This window comes from Halalkalibacter lacteus, from assembly GCF_036663595.1.
GTDB classification, from domain to species: Bacteria; Bacillota; Bacilli; order Bacillales; family Bacillaceae_D; genus Halalkalibacter; species Halalkalibacter lacteus.
The window spans coordinates 1-19,770 of record NZ_JAWRVL010000015.1 but is presented as its reverse complement, the minus strand read 5'-3'; the positions used below and the strand labels follow the sequence as shown (position 1 = coordinate 19,770).

The 19,770-nt window shown below is 38.0% G+C and carries 16 protein-coding genes, 4 tRNA genes and 2 pseudogenes; 19 read left to right on the top strand and 3 right to left on the bottom strand.

Annotated elements, in window-relative coordinates:
* Positions 1-11 precede the first annotated feature (11 nt).
* The 6 genes and pseudogenes from SAZ04_RS12315 to SAZ04_RS12290 all read left to right on the top strand — a co-directional run bounded on the left by SAZ04_RS12315 (position 12) and on the right by SAZ04_RS12290 (position 6,445).
* Positions 12-2,408, top strand: a complete 2,397-nt coding sequence (locus SAZ04_RS12315) for a GH32 C-terminal domain-containing protein (RefSeq protein ID WP_332695509.1) — start codon at positions 12-14, stop codon at positions 2,406-2,408.
* Between the two features lie 79 nt (positions 2,409-2,487).
* Positions 2,488-2,586 (top strand): annotated as a pseudogene (locus SAZ04_RS12310) (alcohol dehydrogenase); the annotation flags it as partial.
* Positions 2,587-2,621: 35 nt separating this feature from the next.
* A pseudogene (locus SAZ04_RS12305) lies at positions 2,622-2,758 on the top strand (mannonate dehydratase); the annotation flags it as partial.
* Between the two features lie 537 nt (positions 2,759-3,295).
* A complete protein-coding gene (locus tag SAZ04_RS12300; protein WP_332695507.1) occupies positions 3,296-3,985 on the top strand; it encodes a response regulator transcription factor in 690 nt (229 codons plus the stop codon).
* The gene (locus SAZ04_RS12295; protein ID WP_332695505.1) at positions 3,982-5,346 is read left to right on the top strand and encodes a sensor histidine kinase; all 1,365 of its coding nucleotides are present in this window, start codon (positions 3,982-3,984) and stop codon (positions 5,344-5,346) included. Before SAZ04_RS12300 ends, SAZ04_RS12295 begins: the two co-directional genes overlap by 4 nt.
* Before the next feature lie 121 nt (positions 5,347-5,467).
* Positions 5,468-6,445: a Gmad2 immunoglobulin-like domain-containing protein gene (locus tag SAZ04_RS12290; protein ID WP_332695503.1), complete on the top strand. Its 978-nt coding sequence runs from the start codon at positions 5,468-5,470 to the stop codon at positions 6,443-6,445.
* Positions 6,446-6,980: 535 nt separating this feature from the next.
* Here the strand turns inward: SAZ04_RS12290 and SAZ04_RS12285 are convergent.
* Together SAZ04_RS12285 and SAZ04_RS12280 are read right to left on the bottom strand one after the other, a co-directional pair.
* Positions 6,981-8,252, bottom strand: a complete 1,272-nt coding sequence (locus tag SAZ04_RS12285; protein ID WP_332695501.1) for an efflux RND transporter periplasmic adaptor subunit — start codon at positions 8,250-8,252, stop codon at positions 6,981-6,983.
* 19 nt (positions 8,253-8,271) lie between these two features.
* Positions 8,272-8,937, bottom strand: a complete 666-nt coding sequence (locus SAZ04_RS12280; RefSeq protein ID WP_332695499.1) for a hypothetical protein — start codon at positions 8,935-8,937, stop codon at positions 8,272-8,274.
* A 196-nt stretch (positions 8,938-9,133) separates the two neighbouring features.
* Between SAZ04_RS12280 and SAZ04_RS12275 the strand changes: the two genes are divergently transcribed.
* The 7 genes from SAZ04_RS12275 to SAZ04_RS12245 all read left to right on the top strand — a co-directional run bounded on the left by SAZ04_RS12275 (position 9,134) and on the right by SAZ04_RS12245 (position 17,041).
* The gene (locus tag SAZ04_RS12275) at positions 9,134-10,768 is read left to right on the top strand and encodes a PhoX family protein (protein WP_332695497.1); all 1,635 of its coding nucleotides are present in this window, start codon (positions 9,134-9,136) and stop codon (positions 10,766-10,768) included.
* A 241-nt stretch (positions 10,769-11,009) separates the two neighbouring features.
* Positions 11,010-11,210, top strand: coding sequence for a twin-arginine translocase TatA/TatE family subunit (locus tag SAZ04_RS12270; protein ID WP_332695495.1), 201 nt, complete (start codon positions 11,010-11,012; stop codon positions 11,208-11,210).
* 72 nt (positions 11,211-11,282) lie between these two features.
* Positions 11,283-12,008, top strand: coding sequence for a twin-arginine translocase subunit TatC (gene tatC / locus SAZ04_RS12265; protein ID WP_332695493.1), 726 nt, complete (start codon positions 11,283-11,285; stop codon positions 12,006-12,008).
* Positions 12,009-12,410: 402 nt separating this feature from the next.
* Positions 12,411-13,136, top strand: coding sequence for a hypothetical protein (locus SAZ04_RS12260; protein ID WP_332695491.1), 726 nt, complete (start codon positions 12,411-12,413; stop codon positions 13,134-13,136).
* 318 nt (positions 13,137-13,454) lie between these two features.
* Complete coding sequence (locus SAZ04_RS12255; protein ID WP_332695490.1) at positions 13,455-14,192, top strand: LytR/AlgR family response regulator transcription factor; 738 nt, start codon at positions 13,455-13,457, stop codon at positions 14,190-14,192.
* A 366-nt stretch (positions 14,193-14,558) separates the two neighbouring features.
* Complete coding sequence (locus SAZ04_RS12250) at positions 14,559-14,963, top strand: response regulator (protein WP_332695488.1); 405 nt, start codon at positions 14,559-14,561, stop codon at positions 14,961-14,963.
* A 590-nt stretch (positions 14,964-15,553) separates the two neighbouring features.
* On the top strand, positions 15,554-17,041 hold the full coding sequence (locus SAZ04_RS12245; protein WP_332695486.1) for an ATP-binding protein: 1,488 nt from the start codon (positions 15,554-15,556) through the stop codon (positions 17,039-17,041).
* A gap of 79 nt (positions 17,042-17,120) precedes the next feature.
* Here the strand turns inward: SAZ04_RS12245 and SAZ04_RS12240 are convergent, their stop codons facing one another.
* A complete protein-coding gene (locus SAZ04_RS12240) occupies positions 17,121-17,813 on the bottom strand; it encodes an MgtC/SapB family protein (RefSeq protein ID WP_332695485.1) in 693 nt (230 codons plus the stop codon).
* Between the two features lie 433 nt (positions 17,814-18,246).
* Between SAZ04_RS12240 and SAZ04_RS12235 the strand changes: the two genes are divergently transcribed.
* From SAZ04_RS12235 to SAZ04_RS12210, 6 genes are all read left to right on the top strand, one after another.
* Entirely contained in the window at positions 18,247-18,579 is a 333-nt protein-coding gene (locus tag SAZ04_RS12235; protein ID WP_332695484.1) for a hypothetical protein, read from the top strand.
* A gap of 66 nt (positions 18,580-18,645) precedes the next feature.
* Positions 18,646-18,906: a fumarylacetoacetate hydrolase family protein gene (locus tag SAZ04_RS12230; protein ID WP_332695655.1), complete on the top strand. Its 261-nt coding sequence runs from the start codon at positions 18,646-18,648 to the stop codon at positions 18,904-18,906.
* Between the two features lie 322 nt (positions 18,907-19,228).
* Positions 19,229-19,304: transfer RNA gene (locus SAZ04_RS12225), tRNA-Ala, on the top strand.
* A gap of 12 nt (positions 19,305-19,316) precedes the next feature.
* Positions 19,317-19,390: transfer RNA gene (locus SAZ04_RS12220), tRNA-Met, on the top strand.
* Positions 19,391-19,400: 10 nt separating this feature from the next.
* Positions 19,401-19,477, top strand: a tRNA-Ile gene (locus SAZ04_RS12215).
* 12 nt (positions 19,478-19,489) lie between these two features.
* A tRNA-Ser gene (locus SAZ04_RS12210) sits at positions 19,490-19,582 on the top strand.
* The last annotated feature ends 188 nt before the right edge of the window (positions 19,583-19,770 follow it).

Below are 19,770 nucleotides of genomic sequence, written 5' to 3'. Positions count from 1 at the left end.
TGAGGAGCAACATGAAACGTTATCTCGTAATCTTTTTTATAATTGTTATAGCGCTAATCATCTGGTTTGCTACAAGTGATTCAGATGACGAGCAAGAGCAAGTTGAAGAGGAGCCTCTTGATGAATCTCAAGACGTAGATGAGTCTTTAGAGGATGTGGCTGCCTTATGGAAATTTGATGAAGGAACAGGTACGACGACTGTTGAAGCACGTACCAATCAAGAACATAACATTCATTATGTCTTTAATGAAGCGGCAGATAAACCAAACAGCGATCCCCTTTGGAAACAAGGGATTTCTGGGCACGCTTTGCTGTTTGACGGCTATTCGACATGGGTGTCAGCTGATGGATCGACACTCGATATCCCAAAAGATGCGCTGACACTAGAAGCTTGGGTCGCGCCTCGTGCGTTTGAGTGGGGAAATGAAGGAAAACTCTCTTCGATTGTTAGTTATCATAACCAAGAGGAGAATCAAGGCTTTCATTTAGGCGTGTTTCGTCATGGAACATGGTCGTTCCAATTTGGGACAGGCGAGGAATGGTTAGAAGTATGGGCAGGTGAGGAATTTAAACTTCCTCGAAATGAATGGTCCCATCTTGTTGCTGTTTTTTCTCAAGAGAGAAACGAAGTCGTCCTTTATCGTAATGGCGAACAAGCAGGCCATCTAGAGGTTCCGCCTCATACTCAGGTCGCCTTACCCGATCAAGAACTTCGAATCGGAAAAAATAATGACCCTGCTAAAATAAGTGATACATTTGATGCGAGTATGTTTAATGGATTAATTGATGAGGTGAAACTTTATCAAACAGCACTTGAACCCCATATCATTGTGGAGAGTTTTGATCAATTCTTTGCTGAAGAGCTTCCTGACCCTAGTTCGGAACTTGCCTGGGACAGAAGCAGATATGAAGGGGATCGTCATCGACCCCAGTACCATTTTACACCCCCAGAGCATTGGATGAACGAACCGCATGCCCCGCTATATTTTAACGGACAGTACCATTTATTTTATCAGTTTAATCCAGCTGGTCCTTATTGGGGCGGGATTCACTGGGGACATGCAGTCAGTGATGATCTAATTCACTGGAGAGACTTACCCATTGCCTTAGCCCCTGAAGCAGATCAAGTCGACCCTGATGGTGTATGGTCTGGCGATTCGATTATCGATGATGAAGGCAAACCTGCTCTATTTTTTACCGCAGGAAATGATAGCATGACGCCAAATCAAATGACGGGTCTAGCAAGAAGTACGTTTTTAGATGATCACAATTATGATTTAGTTGATTGGATCAAGCACCCAGAACCCGTAACGATTCAAGAAGAACACATTCAAACGGAGAAAGGAACCGTTTGGCATGGTCAATTTAGAGATCCGTTTGTCTTTAAATCTGGAGATAAATGGGTCCAACTTGTTGGTTCAGGAATAAAAGACGGCGAGGAGTCAGTTGGCGGAACGGCGCTCGTTTACACATCAGATAACTTAATCGATTGGCATTATGAGCATCCTCTTATGATCGGGAATGTCTTCAACTATCCGGAAACGGGTGATGTGTGGGAGCTTCCCGTTCTATTACCAATTGGGGAAAACGATAGCGGTGAAGAAAAATATGTTTTTCTCATTAATCCATGGTTTGACGGCGATAGTGAATATGCGGTGAAATACGTCTGGTATTGGATCGGCTCGTGGGATGATGAGACCTATCAGTTTATCCCTGATCAAGAGGATCCTCAGTTGCTAGATGTCGGCGAACACTTTACAGGACCAAGTGGAATGGTCGATGAGGAAGGCCGAGCCATTGTTTTTTCGATTGCACAGGATAGAAGAACCGAAGAAAGTAGGTACAATGCCGGATGGGCTCACAATGCTGGTTTACCAATCGTCCTTTCGCTTCGTGACGATCACCGTTTAGGAGTGGAACCTGTTCAGGAAGTAGAACGTTTAAGAGAAGAACACCTTTATGCACTCGATACCCCTTCTACCATAGATGACGTGAACCAACAAATAGCAGACCTCAGTGGAGACATGCTTGAAATTGAATTAGAAATTGAAAGAAAAGAGGCTCGAAAAGTCGGGATAAAAGTTCGTCAATCACCAGATCAAGAGGAAGAAACGCTCCTATTCTATGATTTTGACGAACAAATGATGAATGTCGATCGGGAGCACTCTAGTCTTTCAGATAATGTGGAAAAAGGAATTCAAGGAGGAAAGGTTGAGTTTGAAGACGACCTTTTACGCCTCCGTATCTTTCTTGACCGCTCCATGGTTGAAGCTTATATTAATGGCGTAAACAGTTTAACGACACGCGTCTATCCATCAAGAGACGATTCTCTCTATTTAGAATTATTTACAGAAGGAGAGTCTGAAGTGAAGAAAATGAATGTATGGAGAATGGGAAGCGCATATTAATAAGAATTAAAAAGGGTCAGACCCCAATCGCAAAAGTACGGGGGTCTGACCCTTTTTTCAGATTGTCGGTTAGCTTCCTTCTAATATCTCGCAACTTCCGATTACAAAGAAGGAAGTTACAATTGTAGGATCGCGCCTTCAGACGGATAAATTTTCTGAAGTCATCCAATTATTTAATGTGAATTTTGCAGAAAAAAGATGGAGTGGTTAGCAATGAAAATGGTGTTTAGATGGTTTGGTGAAGGGAATGACAGTGTTCTTTGAAACACATTGGTCAAATTCGTGGAGTAGAAGGTGTTGTATGGGCACTCCATGATGTTCCAGCAGGCGAAGAATGGCCAATGGAAAAATCTTAAACGGAATATTCGAACCTGTCCCCCGGCACGGCAGATTGTTAAAGTAAGGCGGGAAAACAAGATAGATAGTGTTAAAAATGGTGAGATATGAAGCAATGATTAGGCTATTTCAATTAGGTACATTGGTTGTTACAATATTTGTTGCAAATGCATCGATAATCACACTTGTTGTAAATAGTTACCGATAAAAAGAAGGAACCGCCCGTCGCTCTTACTAAAGAGAGTTGGGTTGTTACTTCTTTTTTGTGTGAAATTTACTTGGTCAGCTGCCTTTTTAGAGCGTGTTTAAGAAGTTGGCAATGGCTTCACTCGGGTTTGGGATGGCTACTTTGTTCAAGTAAAAGTTTAGGTGATAGATCCGAAGGAGTTATATCATCACGTTGGCTTGCCTGATGATCTGTAAAAGAGTCACGTGAGCGAGTTTTGGCAACTATGCACACAAGAGGGTACCCACTTTTTACTTAAAATAGCAAACCTTGATATAAATATGCTCCAACATTAGGCATAATGTAAGTAAGAGGGGGAAATAGAATGAAGTATTTTTTACTCGTCGAGGACGAACGGATTTTAGCTAAAAATATTGCTTTTTTTCTAGAACGAGAAGGCTATCATGTAGATATAGAATATGACGGAGAAGCGGGATGGGCAGCCTATACATCGAAAGCATATGATCTTATTTTATTAGATTGGACGTTACCGAAGAAAGACGGGTTAGAACTTTGTAAACAAATCCGACAACAATCAAATGTGCCTATCATGATGCTTACGGCCAAAGGTGAAATTTTAGATAAGATCATCGGCTTAGAGCTTGGCGCAGATGATTATCTCGTGAAACCGTTTGACCAACGAGAATTATTGGCTAGAATTCATGCATTATTAAGAAGAAATGAAACAACGAGTCATGATCGACGTGAGAAGCAGTGGCTTCACTATGAGGGGCTTAAACTGGACCGTGAAAAGCTACTGATTCTATTCAAAGAGCAATCCATTGCTCTTACAGCCAATGAGTATAAGTTGATGGAAATTTTAATGAAGAAACCGGATAATGTTTATTCACGGGAACTTTTATATGAACAGGTTTGGGGCGGTTCACTAGAGTACAGTGAACGAACCGTAGATGTTACGATTAGTCGATTACGAAAAAAATTACTGGAGGCCTCAGGTAAGAAGTACTTTCATGCTGTAAGAGGAATGGGGTACCGGTTCAGAGGAAAGTCATGAAAATCCACTATCAATTATGGCTCATTTTTTCTTGTCTTTTTATTGTTGTCTGCCTTGCCGTATACATGGTTGTATCAACGACGTATGAACAACGTTTACAAATAGGGTATGAACAAATATCGATTGCTCAAAGCTCTCCCGTTCTAAATCAAGTAAAAGACACCTATCCCTATTCACCCAACCGTAGTATCGGTTATCTTCGAACATACAGCGAACGGTTGAACAGCAGATTGATTCTATTGGACGATGACAAAAAAGTTTATGCAGATAGTTTTGGGCAACTTAAACCAAACACAACTTTACATTTAACGATATTAGCTCAAGACATGGTCCCGGCTTCTCTCTTTTCTGAAACAGACTCTTTCGGCTATGTTCAACATACGTTGCTCCCCTTTCAGTCGGCAGAAAGTGAAGGTTATTTATTAGTAATTCAAGAAGCTGACCAACTGTATGCTGAATTAAAATCCTTCCAGAACTGGATGGTCCAAACGCTGTTTATCGCTGTGATTGCTTTCTTTTTTATATCCTATTTTGTCTCGACCTGGTTTTCAAAACCAATCCGTCAAATGATTTCTCAATTAAAGAAAATCACCCCGCAAAAACGTACGTTTTCCTTGAAACATCGGCGGCGTGATGAAATTAAAGAATTAATTGATGCTACACAGAATATGGTTGAAGAATTAAACCTATATGATGAACGACAACGACGGTTTTTAAGCACTTCCTCACATGAATTAAAAACGCCTTTGGCAACGATGCAGCTTATTCTTGAGAATCTGCCATATGTACGTGAGAATGAAGAAACGTATCGTGAGTTTGTACAGGACCTATCCTTCCAAGTTCAAAAAATGAAACAAATGGTTGATCAATTATTACAAATGAATCGGATATGGGATAAACCTCTCGGAAAAGTAACACTCGTTGCCGGGGACATACAGCATCATTTAAAGCAGTCCTTTCAACATATTGCCGAAGCCAAACAAATAACTTTAGAGTTTGAACTTGATCCAATTACTATCTATGTCGATCGAGCATTGTTTCTGCGCGGACTTGATAACGTAGTTTCCAATGCGATTCGCTACTCTCCTCAAGGGAAATCCGTGAACATTAGCATCAAAAGGGAACGAGATGAAAATAAAATCAGTGTATGCGACCAAGGAATGGGTATTTCGAAAGAAGATCTTCCTCACATTTTTGAACCCTTTTACCGTTCCAATGATGCAACGGCCTGGAATCAAGAAGGCAGTGGGTTAGGATTAACGATTGTCAAGCAAATGGTTGAGATGCATAAGGGGAGGATTGACATTGAGACAGTAGAGAAACAAGGAACATGCATACACTTGTTTTTCGAAAAAACGTAAGTAACAAAAATGTTACATTTCTTATATTTCCATGATACAAAAGGTGACTATAGTATAAGTAAGCTAGATCAAGCAAGCACGAAGTAACGGTATGTTAAAAAATTTCAAGGGGGATATCACAATGAAAAAAAAGTTGACGCTTATGATGATGAGCATGTTAGGTTGCCTCGTTATTTTATCCGCTTGTGCTCAAGATCCAACTGATTCTGATGCAACGATTGAACCAGGTCAAGAGGAGCAGAACGAACAGGTGGAACAAGAAGATCCTACGGAACAGGAAGACCCTACGGAACAAGATGAGCAACCTGTTGATGAAACGAATTTATCTCCAACACCTGACGTAACGGTTGAAACACATCAAGTCGTTCTCTACTTCTCTGATAATGACTTAATGGAGACGTATCGTATCGAAAAAGACGTTGATGTAAGAAAAGGAGATCAACTGGCAAAGTTAGCACTAGAAGCTTGGGTCAATGGACCTGACCATGAAGAATTAACAGGATTAGTTGATTCAGAAGTAATCATCGAATATGTGGAAGAAGTTGATGGCATTGCACATGTGAGTTTTTCAAAAGAGATTCAGGAAAGTAGCTTAGGTTCAACTGGCGAATTAATGTTTGCGGAACAAGTTGCGATGATTATGAAGCAATTCGGATTTGATCGGACTCAACTTTTAGTGGAGGGAAGAGTTGTTGAAACATTGCTCGGGCATCTTTATATTGGTGACCCAATCGAAGCAAACGACCCTGAAAGCTACCTATGGATTGATGAAAAAGATTCGCGTGAGATCGTATTGCAAAACGTAGCTTTCCGAATTTATGAACCGGCCCCAGACACCGAAGTGAAAGACCGTATCGTTGTACGCGGATTAGCCCGGGTATATGAAGCGACTATATTATATGAATTTGAAGATGGACATTATATCCTAGATGAAGGGTTCACAACAGCGACGGAAGGTGCTCCTGGATGGGGAGAATTTGAGATCATCATTGACCTTGATGACAAAACTGATTATTCAGGGAGAGTGATCCTCTTTGAAGAAAGTGCCAAAGACGGATCGAGAATTAATGAATTGAAAATTCCTGTGAATGTCGAGTAGGTGCCAAATCGGGAGGTGCCTGGCACCTCCCGATTACTTTATAGAGAAAGTTTAAACATATATTTCAAATACATGTTTTATGTTAAATAACCTCACACAAATCCTTACAACTCCTTTTTTGATTGATATGATTAAGACAACCAAAAGAGATCAATCACTTTAGGAGGTAAACCAAATGAAAAACAAAAAACTTAAAAATCCAGGAATCCTGACGTTAATCGGTCTTACGTTTATGGTGTTTTTTCAATAGATAAAATTTAAAAATATAAATATATGGAAAACTGAGTCCTTGTTTTAGGTTCTCAGTTTTTTTTTCGTTCCTGTCCCAGGCGCGGTGGTGTATTAACATGAAACGAAAAAATAGGAGAGGCAGTGTAACTAAAACGATTGATAGATATTAGTGAGATAATTTCGAGCTAGTCGCCAATAAAAAGAAGTAACCGCCCCTCATCCTACCAAAGAGTTGAGTGGTTACTTCTTTTTAAAAACATTCCATTCTTCGCCGATCTTCATGCGGCAGTTAAACAGTTTATCGCTAGAGTATTGCTCTTTGGTGCCCCAATTGAACAAATCCTTTTATCATAAGCTTGGCTATTTCTTTCTTTCTGAAGGATGAAAGTGCAGTCGTTTCTAGTTCTTCTAGCTTTAGTGTGGTAACAAACGGATGGTTCCAGGTAATAGTAGAAGGATCAGCAACAATTAAATCAGTTGTAGCTAAGCCAGCTATTACCTCCTTTATATTGGTGGTAACCATCCCTAAAGTGATGTCTCTTTTTTCAACTTGTCCATCTTGAATAACTAACACGAAATATTCTTCTTCCTTAGATAGCAAGGAGTGTGGTGGAACTGTTAGCGCATTGGGAATTTCACTTTGAATAATCCTTACATCTACATGGTACCCAACTTTAAATCCATCCTCTTCGTTATTTATGTCCACGAAAAATGGGTAGGTTGTTTCTTTCTCAAGAGTAGGCTCTTGTGATGGGAGATTTGAAATTTGGGATAATGTACCGTCAATAGGTTCTTTATCATGATAGAAAACTTGTACGCTCATTCCTTCATCTATTTCTAGTGATTCCGTTTCTGTTACCTCTCCTTTGACTACTAGAGGGGTAGATAAAAGGGTGATAAATGGATCGTTTCTATTTGTGCTAATCTCTTTGACGATGCCTGTAACAGGACTTGTGATCTGTAATTCTTGCTCTTTTTCACTTACTGTCAAAAGAGATTGCTGATAGATTTCTTGTTCCAATTGAAGTTCCTCGATTTGATGCTGCTTCTCTAGAATTTCTACTTCATACCGTCTCGTATCAATCTCTACTTTCTCTTCAGTTGTTTCAGTTTCTGTGTTGTTTGTAAAGGTGTTACTTCCTTCTGAAAGTTGAGCATAACGTGAATCACTTTCTTCTAATAGTTGAGCATAAAGTAAATCAATTTCTACTGATAATTGAGCCGTTCGTAAGATAGTTTGTTCTAGTTTCAATTCCATTTCTCTTTTAGCAGAATCTAAATCGATATTGTTGTATGTAAATAAGAGGTCACCAAATTGAACTTCTTGCTCGTCTTCAACATATAGCTCACCCATGGAACCAAGGTTTTCATTGTAATAGATATGCTTCTCGTTTGTGGAGGAAATGATAGCTGGCTTTTCAATCGATTGAACGATATCTACTTCTACTGGTAAAATCAGTTGATCGATGATTTGTAAGCGGGAAATGTTATTTTCACTATCTACAATTAAAAGGATATTTACAGTAAAAAGGACGATACATATGAGGACGAAACTATATTTTTTCCAAGCTTTCACAATGTTTCCCACCAATCGATTAAGAGTAAAAAAAGGTTACTACATATTGAAGAAATACTGTAAATAAAATGATCAATACGTGCACAGATACAGTAACAAGGACAATAACTACTTTTCGATTAGTAGCTAATCTTGAGAATGCATAAATTTGAATAATCATTGTCCATAGTAAAAATATTGATATATGTCCAAAGAAATAGATTAAATATTCATTTATCGTGAAAAGGTGTGCAACTACACCTAAGGCAAAGGGAGATGTGACTGAATTAACGCCAAGCCATATTTCAAAAGGGAGTAACATCATTTTGCCAATCGTGAAGATAAAGATACTAATTGTATTTACGACAAAGGCTTGTCGGAAATGGACTTCATCAAGAAATACCCAAAACCAAAGACTTGTGAATAATAGATAGGTGAGGGGAGAGACGATAGCATCTAGTATTCCACCAAAACCTATTAGAAATTTCGCTAATTCAAATTCATTTGTCGAGTAGTCGGCTATTAGATGAGATAGCCCTTCTGTATTCAATGCAAAGTAGGCTTGAATACAGGAGACAATCAGACTTAGGAAAAGAATAAAAGTGATTTTTCCAAGATTAAGAGGCACTACTTCCGCAATTTGTAACTGGTCGAATTTTGTATCTGGGTCTTTCAAACTTCTACATAACTCTAATCGAAACGTCATTTTTGATAGTCTCCCTAGTCGTAAGTATAAATCTCTTTCATTTTACATTTCGTTTGGGTGCTTGTCATCACTCGAATGTATCAAAATCCACGTTTTCATTATTTTTACAATAATTCAACATTTACTCAACAGTGGATTAATAATTATACCTTATGATAAATCTTGTAATCCAAAAACAAAAGTTGAGGTGTTCAGAATGTCTAATCAATTTAGTCGACGTAAATTTTTAACTTACATGGGAAGCAGTACTGCGGCATTAGTTGCAGCATCATCAGGACTTGATGCCTTAACAAATAAAGCAAGTGCGATGACAGCAGATCATTTAATGGATGGACAAGCTAAAGGTGGAGGGAAACCACTTACCGTTCCTTTTAAACCAGTTGAACGTAGTTGGGAAAATGAATTAATTTTGCCAAATGGTTATAACTATAACATTATTGCCTCTTATGGAGATGAAATTAACTCTAAAGGGGAAATATTTGGAGATGCAGCAGATCTTACCGTGTACTTTCCGATTGACAGTTTAAAAGGTGGCAACAATTCAGAAGAGGGACTCATTTGGGTAAACCATGAATTCCCAGAGCCAGGGAACTACATGGAGATGTTAGGAATGAATGCATCTACGTTTAAAAAACAAGATCTAAAGAACTATCCTAAGCTACTGAAAATGGAAAAAGAAGCAGTTGGTGGTTCTGTTATTCGTGTAAAAAAAGAAAAAGGCGAATGGAAGCTTGTAAAAGATGATACATATAACCGTCGTGTCGATGGGACAACTACGATCGAATTAACAGGTCCAGCTCGTGGAAGTAAGGCTGTAGGTGGTGCGACAACAGTTGAAGGTTCCCTTGGAAACTGTAGTGGCGGACGCACGTTATGGAATACGGCTTTATCTTGTGAGGAAAATACAGGCTATGCGAGCTCGTATGGATGGCCTGACTTTACTGAAGAGCATTACGGTTGGGTAGTGGAAGTCGACCCATTTGATGCAACGAAACCGGTACGCAAGCATACTGCATTAGGGCGTTTCGCTCATGAAAACACAGCAATGGGCTTAACAGAAGACGGCAGAGTTGTCGTTTATATGGGCGATGATAAACGTGATGAGTGCTTCTATAAGTTCATTAGTAAGAAACAGTTCAATCCGGCAAACCGCGAAGCGAATTTCGATATTTTAGAAGAAGGAACCTTGTACGTCGCTAACCTTAGCAAGCAACAATGGGTTGCGCTTGATTATGCATCCAATTCCGCTCTTCAAAAAGAATTTGCTGATCAAGCCGATGTGTTAACGAATGCACGTGCAGCAGCTCATGTGGTCGGAGGTACATTACTAGATCGTCCTGAAGATGTCGAAATTCACCCACATGATGGTACAGTTTTCTTAGCATTGACGAATAATTCAAATCACGGAAATTTCCATGGGCAAATTGTTCGATTTGCACCTAAAAATGGTGACCATGGTAGTGATTCATTTACGTTTGAAGTTTTTGTTGCTGGAGGGAAGAAAAGCGGCATTACTTGCCCAGATAACCTTCACTTTGACAGCAAAGGGAACCTTTGGGTTGTAGAAGATTATGGTGCTACAGAAGACAATGTCTATGCGCCTTATAAAAACTGTGGTGTGTTCATGATCCCAACAGATGGGAAAAACTACGGGATTCCACAACAATTTGCATCAGGTCCAAAAGGCTGCGAAGTAACGGGACCATGGTTAACACCTGATGAAACGACTTTATTTTTAGATGTTCAGCATCCCGATACGTGGAATCAGTATCCGGGGCAAAGTTTTGGCCGTTCGAGTCTAGTCGCGGTTCAAGGTGGTAGTTTTAAATAACAAAGAATGATACTAGGAGTGGAAGGAGCATGATGAATGATCATAGTATGCACTAACCATGTGAAGGAAGGTTTAGAGGTCATTCACCTTCCACACATTCATTCACTTTCAAAGGAAGATAAAAGATTCGGAAATTACAAATGCCAGGTATGTTGTCAAAAAGCCGATTTCAAATTGTTCAATTACTTTCCCCAAAAGGAGCAACGGCTTCAAACGGTCATATGAATAGGAGGTCAACGTTATGCTACAAAATATAGGGATTCCCGGTTTGATCTTGGTTCTCGTTATTGCATTAATCATTTTCGGCCCTTCAAAATTGCCAGAACTCGGTCGTGCAGTAGGATCAACATTAAAGGAATTTAAGAAATCAACGCGAGAATTAGTTTCAGATGAAGAGCCAGAATTAAAGCAATCAAAAGCTGAGAAAGAAAAGGCAATGTAACAAAATAAATCTAGTAAGATGTAAGTAGCTTAAGTAACTTGCATCTTCTTTTTGTAATTAGAGGTGTGAATAATGGGAAAAAACGGTATGAATCTTGTTGGCCATTTAGAGGAAATGCGTAAACGTCTAATCATTACTGTTGGTACCTTCATTGTGTTTTTTATTTTATCTTTTGTTTATGTACAGAATATCTATAACTGGCTAATTCAGGACTTAACAATAAAGCTGGCTATTCTAGGACCTAGTGATATTTTATGGGTATACTTAATTTTATCTAGTGTGATTGCCCTTGCAGGAACGATACCGATTGCAGCTCATCAAATATGGCTGTTTGTCCGGCCCGCATTAAATAAAAACGAGCAAAAAGTTACGATTGCTTATATACCAGCCTTATTTATCCTTTTTATTGTTGGTATATGCTTCGGATATTTTCTCATTTTTCCAATAGTCTTTAACTTCCTTCTTTCATTGTCAGAAGATATGTTTATGAACTTCTTTACGGCGGAGAAGTATTTCCGTTTTTTGATTAATATGACCCTTCCATTCGGGTTGTTATTTGAACTTCCAGTCATTATTATGTTCCTGACAAGTATCGGGATATTAAATCCTTATCGCTTACAGAAAGTTAGAAAATATGCTTATTTTGCCTTGATTGTGACGTCGGTGCTCATTACTCCACCGGATTTTCTTTCTGATATTCTAGTTATTATCCCGCTGCTCTTTCTATATGAATGTAGTGTGTTATTATCCAAAATCGTGTATCGCCGAAAGCAAAAAACTGCTGAGAAAGCGGCTTAGTGCATGGCACCACCCGAAGTTTGTCGAATGAAACTAATAAGTGAGAGCGGATGATAAGTTGCTATCTGCTCTCATTTTTTTAGTGTGCGTTCAAAAAAGAAATTTGTCGTATCATGTATTTCCCGTGAAATAATTACTTTGACGATAGCTGAGTTTTTAAAAGGTTGCGATCTGCGTATCTAAGTTTCAATCCGACACCAAAGCGCTTATAGCGGCACACGATATGGACAAGTCCCTAGACGATACAGCAAAAGACCTTGTGTATTAACAAAAAGAAAGAGTAGAAGGTTCAATAAAACAGAGATAGCGATACCCGATACAGATGACAATCTGTATCGCTGGGCGATATAGCTTGCAAATTTGTCAAAAAACCTTCATATTTAATAGAAAAGGAGGTACGATATGCGACACGATATCCAACCGAATGAACGATCTTTCTCTTCAAAGGAAGCAGCAGAAGAAGCGGGGATTGCAACACCGACTGTTCGAAAATATGGCCAAATCTTAGAGCGAAATGGGTATGAGTTTTTAAAAGATGGCGAACGGCGTATCTTTGTTCAATCCGACATCAACGCGCTTATAGCGCTACGCGATACGGACAAGCCCCTAGACGATACAGCAAAAGACCTTGTGTATCAACAAAAAGAAAGATTAGAAGGATTCAATGAAACAGAAATAGCGATACCCGATACATATGACAATTTACCCCACGATCCCAATCAATTAAAAGAGATCTTACTGTTTGTAAGCAATGAACTTGCAGCGACACGTGAAATGAATGTCCAATTGACAAACGGTATGTCTCAACTTAAAACAACTGTTTCCCGGCTCCAGCAAGATCATCACGTTATAAGTTCTACTATTGGAAATTCAGCACAAAAAACTCATGCTAAAATTGAGAAATTAACTGAACAACAAAAGACCAATTATGAAACATTGCTGCAACAAGAAAAACAAAAAAGCGAATTCTTACAAAAAGAATTACAAAAAATGCGGGACGAACAGCAAAAAGAATGGCGTTCACAAAATGATTTTAATAAACGTTTAGAAGAAGCGATACAACAGCCTAAAGAGAAGTGGGGAACTAAAGGGAAATGGAGAAGGCTTTTCTCTATATTCCGTATTTAAGGCGAAGGGGGTTGTGAATCAGACTTATTCCCTTTTTGGTTGAGGTACCTTTTCACGGTGTAAAAAGAATGTGTGCTTGCTTCCTAGGTCAATCTTAAAATATGTATGTAATATATATGTTCTTCTGTGTTATATAACCTAACACAAACCATTACAGCTCCTTTCATGATTGATATGATTAAGACAACTTAAAGAGATCAATCAACATTTTAGGAGGATATCCAAATGACAAATACAAATACAAAACTTACAAACCCAGGACTTCTTACGTTAATCGGACTTACAATTATGGTGTTTTTTCAGTAAGGAAGGATAGGTATGACAGTATATAATATCGTTATTGCTGATGATAATGAAGATTCTAGAGAAATATTAACGAGTTTTCTTAGTTATATGCCAGACGTTAAAGTAGTAAGCCAAGTAAAAGATGGGAAAGAGTTATTCGAACTAGTATCAAAACAGGAAATAGAAATTGACTTAGTTCTAGCAGATATAGGAATGCCAAACTTGAATGGGATGGAAGCAATTAAACTTTGCACGAAGTTTATTCCTAATTTGAAGTTTATTTTTATTACTGGATATAATGAATATGCGGTAGAAGCATTTAATATATCGGCAATTGATTATGTCGTAAAGCCTATTGAACAACAAAGATTATTTGAAGCAATTCAGAAAGCGTTTAACTTAATAAATCTTGAAAATGACTGTAAGAAAAAGGGATTAAATAATAATCAAAATAAGTTAATTTTAAGAAAAGGTCGGTCAACTTTTTATATTCCTATAAATGCTATTTATTTTATCGAGAAGTCCGGAAAAGAGACGGTCATCCATACAAAAAATGAGACTTATACAACTCTTGAATCACTCAAAACGCTCTCTGAAAATATTTCTCATCCAGCATTCTTTCAAACGCATCGCTCATATATTGTTAACCTTAATCATGTGCGATGCGTAGAGACAATCGGAAAGACATATTTAGCGTATTTCGATAACTATCCTGAAACGGCTCATATTTCAAAATTGAAAATAAGCGAAGTGCAAAAGCTAATTCAGTAGTATAATAGGGTTGCAAAATCGTCAAATAAAAGACCTATTATGTTAGGTCTTTTGTTGTGTCTTAAAATGGATAACCATGCTTATGGAATATATAGACGAAGCGGTAATAAAACTTACGAATGGTAAAGGACAAATGCAAGAACGACTATTTCTAAGAACAGGAGACACTAACAACGTTGTTTCCTAAAGAACCGTCTTGAAAATTGAATCTGACAAAATGTTAAAAATAGCTTCTGAAAGGGCATATAAAAAAGCTGAAGTGGCAATAATACTAGTTGAAAGGGGTCTAACATAAGTAGACAAAAAGATTCATTTTCCTCTAAACTACACATACCCGATATTTCTATAATACGAGGAAAGTAGTTGATGAAAATGACTAGTGTTTTGAAAGGAAAGATACTCATTTTCCAGGAATATGAAGGGTTAAATAAACTATTGAAATGTTCCCTAAGTAATGCAGGTTATCAAAACGTTTATACAGTAAATCAAGTTGAGCATATCGTAACGACTTACGAATTATTGAGGCCAGACGTTATAATTTTAGAAGTTAAGTCTTTCCATCAATTTGAGGTTTTATTTCAATTATTACGAAAAACAGAGTTTTCTGTAACCACATCAGGACTAATATGTGTCGTTGAGGAAACGAATTATCGAATGAAATATTTTATTGGAAAACTTGGAATAAAACAATATATAGAAAAACCTTTTGAAATTGATACGGTCATTCTAACAGTAAATTCTACTTTAGGTAACATCATTGATAGTGTTTGAAAGAAGGAACTATATCGATTTTATTGTAAGCGGTTCCGCGAACAACCGAAATAATATTTGGTATGTAAAGCTTACCGTACCTTGAGGTCGGAATGGCGATTACGAACGTTACAGACTGCTAATCATTTGTTCTCTTAGTCTCCTACAATATTTCTCTACTAGCTTTATCTACTGTGTACATTTTCATCACCATTAAAATCGTATCTTCACTTCTCCTTTGCTCAACTCCTAGCCCATCTCCGGGTGGGCATTTCCACGAATACGAACTCTTTTTCAATTTCACTTTGTAATTTCCCTCGTTTGACAACCTTTACTAATTGCCCAGTCTTCTGGTAGCATCGTTCTCTTTCACTGCCAACTTATAGGTTCCGCCGCGCGCCTGTTGATAACGGCGAAAGATACTTGAAATCAATGAATGCTACATGGGTACTAGGTCTTATTATTCAAAATTTTGTGTTAACTCAGTTGACAATTCTGATTATCGATAATACAGTTTTATATGTAAACTATTTCATGATGAAGTGTTAACAAATCAGGGTCAAGTAACGGTCTTAATTTAATAATAAGAATTTATGGAGGGGTAACATGTCATGTCAGCACAAGATTATGCATCAGGAGTTAATAAAGAGGCCCTTACTCTTCAAAAGCTAATAGATAATCGTTTAGATTCAAATGGTGCTCATATCCTATATATGTTTAATGAGTATGATAAGTATATTAATAATGCTACTGATTTTATAGCTGGGGGAATTGATAAAGCCGATAAAGTAATACTTGTTGAAAGTCAAGAATTTATCGATGCTGTAAAAGAAAAATTACTATTAAAAGGGTATTCTAACAATCAATTGGAATCGATTTCATATATTTGTAATTCTGACTATTATTTTTCAGATCGTAAATTTAATGCTGAAGATAGTTTTCAAAACCTTGTTAAAATATTAAAACCTCATATAGATAAAAAGCAAATGACGAGAATATGGGGACAGGTTTTAGTCGAGAATTCCTTGGTTTATGAGTTGAGAATGTACGAGTGTGAGTGCGATAAATTTTTGGGAGGAGAGAGTATACTAGCCGTTTGTTCGTATAATTCACTTACTACTTCTTCTGTTATACAAACCGAAATGCTGAAAGTGCATAAATATCTTATGATTGATGATCAAATTGTGAAATCTCCTTTCTACCATCAAAACCATTTGTTAACGATATCAAATTCCGAAAGAGATCGGCTGTTAAAGATTGAGAGAGAAAATAAAATGTTAAAGAAAAAAAATCAGAGGTTATTAGTTGATAAGGCTCGTCAAAAAGAAAGAGAACAGCATCTTAAACTTGCAAAGGTAAACGCAGAAAAAGCGAATTATATGAAAAATATTTTTTTATCACAAATGAGTCATGACTTACGGACTCCATTAAATACGATACAAGGCTATTCACAGATCATGCTTTTGGATAATCACAAAAAAAACTATCAATATAATGTTCAAAAAATACTTTATGCATCTAAGCATTTATTGCAGTTAATCGAGGAAATCTTAGATTTTTCAGCAATGGAATCAGGTAAAATAAGCATAAACTTAGAGGAAATTCACTTAAAAACGTTCCTTAACCATTGTGTAAGCTCTATTTTTGATACAAACAATTCAGATATTACTGTTGAGATAGAAAATATGGATGACGCTATTTTTATTGAGGCTGATCCATTACGTTTGAATCAAGTCATAACAAATTTATTAAACAATGCTATTACGTATAATAAACCAAGTGGTAAAGTATGTATCTATGCCGAGTATGATACAAACAATGAAGAAATGAAATTGTATTTTCAAGATACGGGTATTGGGATACAAAGTGATGAACTTGAATTAATTTTTGAACCCTTCTATAGAAGTGAAACGTGTATGAGCAAATGGAAAGGAACAGGTTTAGGGTTAGCGATTGTTGCTCAACTTACTAAGCTAATGAATGGTAAATATGGTGTCATAAGCGAGGTAGGTATTGGAACGACATTTTGGGTGTCATTGAAAGGACTTGTTTTAACGAAGCGTTCTTTAGATGATAAACAAACAGTAATTAATAAGTAAGTGTCTGACCCTTTTAAGATACCTCTTTTTTCCTCCCTCATGAGAAAACATCCGTAATAATTCCAAATGTACGGAATTATTACGGATGTTTTACGACTGATATCTTCTTTATCTTTTTGAGTTGTTGGAGCTTCTCCATTAGTTCCATTGTCTTCGTTTCTTTCATTAAAAATGAATAGATCGATTCGCCCTCGTTTTTATTCTCCATTTTCGTCTCTAGGATTGTAACGGGTGTTTCGTTTAAAAGGGTATAGACTTCGGTAAAGATTTGATCACCTTTTTCTGCGGTTACCGTAAGTAAGACTGTTTCCGTTTGCTTATGAAGTATTTTCGTTTCAAGCTTATTTAACGTAAATAAAACGATTAAGACAATCAGTGTAGTGACGATTGCTTCAAAATACATGCCAGCCCCTACGACAAGCCCAATTCCGGCAACAATCCAAATCGATGCAGCTGTCGTTAAGCCTTTCACACTCAAGCCGCCTTGAACAAGAATGGTTCCGGCTCCTAAGAACCCGATCCCACTTATTACATAGGAAGGGATTCTACCTGGATCGACTCTTGCTGTGTCTTGATGACTTTCAATAAAACTAGAAAAACCATTGAGAGACAGAAGCATTAATAAACAAGCGCCTAACCCGACTAATATATGCGTGCGTAATCCTGCAGGGTGATTTTTTATTTCTCTTTCAAACCCAATAAGTCCACTGAGCAAGATGCTAAGGAGCAAGGGTATGAGAGAGGCTAACATGTCGTCAGGAATGAATTCCATCCCAATCCCCCTATCGTAAAACAACTTTTTTATTTTTCCTACTGGACCAAACATTTCGTTTTTTATAGAGTTTCATATTTGGCAATTAATATGTCTATATCTTATCTTATTCAATAATAATACTCCATATTTTCTATTACCACATTTGAACGGGCATAAACATCTTTCCGGGTGCTACCGCCCGGTTTTTGTCGAAAAGGGATTTAGTGGGGAATGTAGGGAGAGTCGTGGATGGGTTGTTCCAATAAGAATGGTATCTAGGTAACTAATTCTACAGGTTACCTAGAATTTTTTTGCAATCAATTCCATATATATAGATATGGAGGTATGTACACATATGTAATATAATGTTTCATTATAAAATTTCCAAAAAGAAGGGGAATAACCGTTTTACGAAGAAAAAGGTTGTACGAATATCATAAGGAGGTTATAAATGGACCTAAACAAAATCAACCACTTACAAGCCTTTGCTCTCATTTATGACATCGAAACCCACTTGAAACATCTTATCGAGGAACGGTTGTCTCCTAGATATCAAGCAAACATGCAATCTTACGGGAGTCTCATCAACATCGCCGAGATGCATAATCTACTTTATACCTCAAAAGAAAAATATGTTCTCCTACAAAAAACAATCAACATCAGAAACAAAATCTGTCACATGAGACCGCTAAAAACAAATGAATTCGCGGTTCTTAGGCAAGTCCACCATAACGTGAAGAAACCTAGCTATGAACAAGATTATAGGGTCGTAGAAGGGTGTTAAAAGTTGTTTAACAAGCGCTTGTTTTTCCATTTTAGATGAGAACTTTCTCGAAAGGAATAACCTTATATAACGATCGATGAGTGCGATGATGTCCATACTTTAGAAGTTTCAACGGTGTTAAATGGGACAGTGGAACATCAGAATACGGTTGCTAATATGAGGTACAATCCTTCATATCTTGTCGCCTTTCACTCTAAAGTCATGACATTACTTCCTGGAGATATTATTATGACCGGCACCCCTAACCCAGTCGTCATTCGAGACGGCGATGTTGTTGAATCGCGGATTAGTGGATTTGAGCCGTTGGTGAATCGAGTTAAAGGGTAGGTAGATGTAAGAGCATGTTAGCGCAGGTTTCGTGCCTCCCCCGGAATGGTAGTGTTTTACCGGGGAAGAATACGAAACTGACGTACGGTGCTTGGACTCAGCAAATTTAATTCATGATTAAGGTGGAACTGGAACAAAAACTTCCAACATCCTGTTGTTATTTGAATTATCTTGTGGTAGAGTATAAATTCTGAGCCGGAAAAAGTATGATGGTAGCGATAAGCTAGATTCGCTCTCTTGCTATTTAGCTTTAAGGACGAGGGTTGTTACTAGTTTCCTGCTTTCAGATTAGAAAGTTGTTAATCTTCTATCATAATCTAATGGGGCCTTAGCTCAGCTGGGAGAGCGCCTGCCTTGCACGCAGGAGGTCAGCGGTTCGATCCCGCTAGGCTCCACCAATATGATGTTGTGGCGGTGTAGCTCAGCTGGCTAGAGCGTACGGTTCATACCCGTGAGGTCGTGGGTTCGACTCCCTCCGCCGCTATTTATAGTTGGGATCCTTAGCTCAGTTGGTCAGAGCGGTCGGCTCATAACCGATTGGTCGTAGGTTCGAGTCCTACAGGATCCACCAAGAAAAGATTTCGGAGGAATACCCAAGTCTGGCTGAAGGGATCGGTCTTGAAAACCGACAGGCGGGTCAAACCGCGCGGGGGTTCGAATCCCTCTTCCTCCTCCATTTTATTTCTATAGTAATAAATAAAGTATTTCCTCTTGACGCATACGCATCAGAGTGAATCGAGTAGAGGAAAAGACAACATCTAAAAAATGGCATCATCGTTTACTTTAAAACGACGCGGGGTGGAGCAGTCTGGTAGCTCGTCGGGCTCATAACCCGAAGGTCGGCGGTTCAAATCCGTCCCCCGC

What these genes read in the sequence shown, in the direction of transcription:
- SAZ04_RS12315 (WP_332695509.1), top strand. Translation starts at nt 12, where the DNA reads ATGAAACGTTATCTCGTAATCTTTTTTATAATTGTTATAGCGCTAATC.
- SAZ04_RS12300 (WP_332695507.1), top strand. Translation starts at nt 3,296, where the DNA reads ATGAAGTATTTTTTACTCGTCGAGGACGAACGGATTTTAGCTAAAAAT.
- SAZ04_RS12295 (WP_332695505.1), top strand. Translation starts at nt 3,982, where the DNA reads ATGAAAATCCACTATCAATTATGGCTCATTTTTTCTTGTCTTTTTATT.
- SAZ04_RS12290 (WP_332695503.1), top strand. Translation starts at nt 5,468, where the DNA reads ATGAAAAAAAAGTTGACGCTTATGATGATGAGCATGTTAGGTTGCCTC.
- SAZ04_RS12280 (WP_332695499.1), bottom strand. Translation starts at nt 8,937, where the DNA reads ATGACGTTTCGATTAGAGTTATGTAGAAGTTTGAAAGACCCAGATACA.
- SAZ04_RS12275 (WP_332695497.1), top strand. Translation starts at nt 9,134, where the DNA reads ATGTCTAATCAATTTAGTCGACGTAAATTTTTAACTTACATGGGAAGC.
- SAZ04_RS12270 (WP_332695495.1), top strand. Translation starts at nt 11,010, where the DNA reads ATGCTACAAAATATAGGGATTCCCGGTTTGATCTTGGTTCTCGTTATT.
- tatC (WP_332695493.1), top strand. Translation starts at nt 11,283, where the DNA reads ATGGGAAAAAACGGTATGAATCTTGTTGGCCATTTAGAGGAAATGCGT.
- SAZ04_RS12260 (WP_332695491.1), top strand. Translation starts at nt 12,411, where the DNA reads ATGCGACACGATATCCAACCGAATGAACGATCTTTCTCTTCAAAGGAA.
- SAZ04_RS12255 (WP_332695490.1), top strand. Translation starts at nt 13,455, where the DNA reads ATGACAGTATATAATATCGTTATTGCTGATGATAATGAAGATTCTAGA.
- SAZ04_RS12250 (WP_332695488.1), top strand. Translation starts at nt 14,559, where the DNA reads ATGAAAATGACTAGTGTTTTGAAAGGAAAGATACTCATTTTCCAGGAA.
- SAZ04_RS12245 (WP_332695486.1), top strand. Translation starts at nt 15,554, where the DNA reads ATGTCAGCACAAGATTATGCATCAGGAGTTAATAAAGAGGCCCTTACT.
- SAZ04_RS12240 (WP_332695485.1), bottom strand. Translation starts at nt 17,813, where the DNA reads ATGGAATTCATTCCTGACGACATGTTAGCCTCTCTCATACCCTTGCTC.
- SAZ04_RS12235 (WP_332695484.1), top strand. Translation starts at nt 18,247, where the DNA reads ATGGACCTAAACAAAATCAACCACTTACAAGCCTTTGCTCTCATTTAT.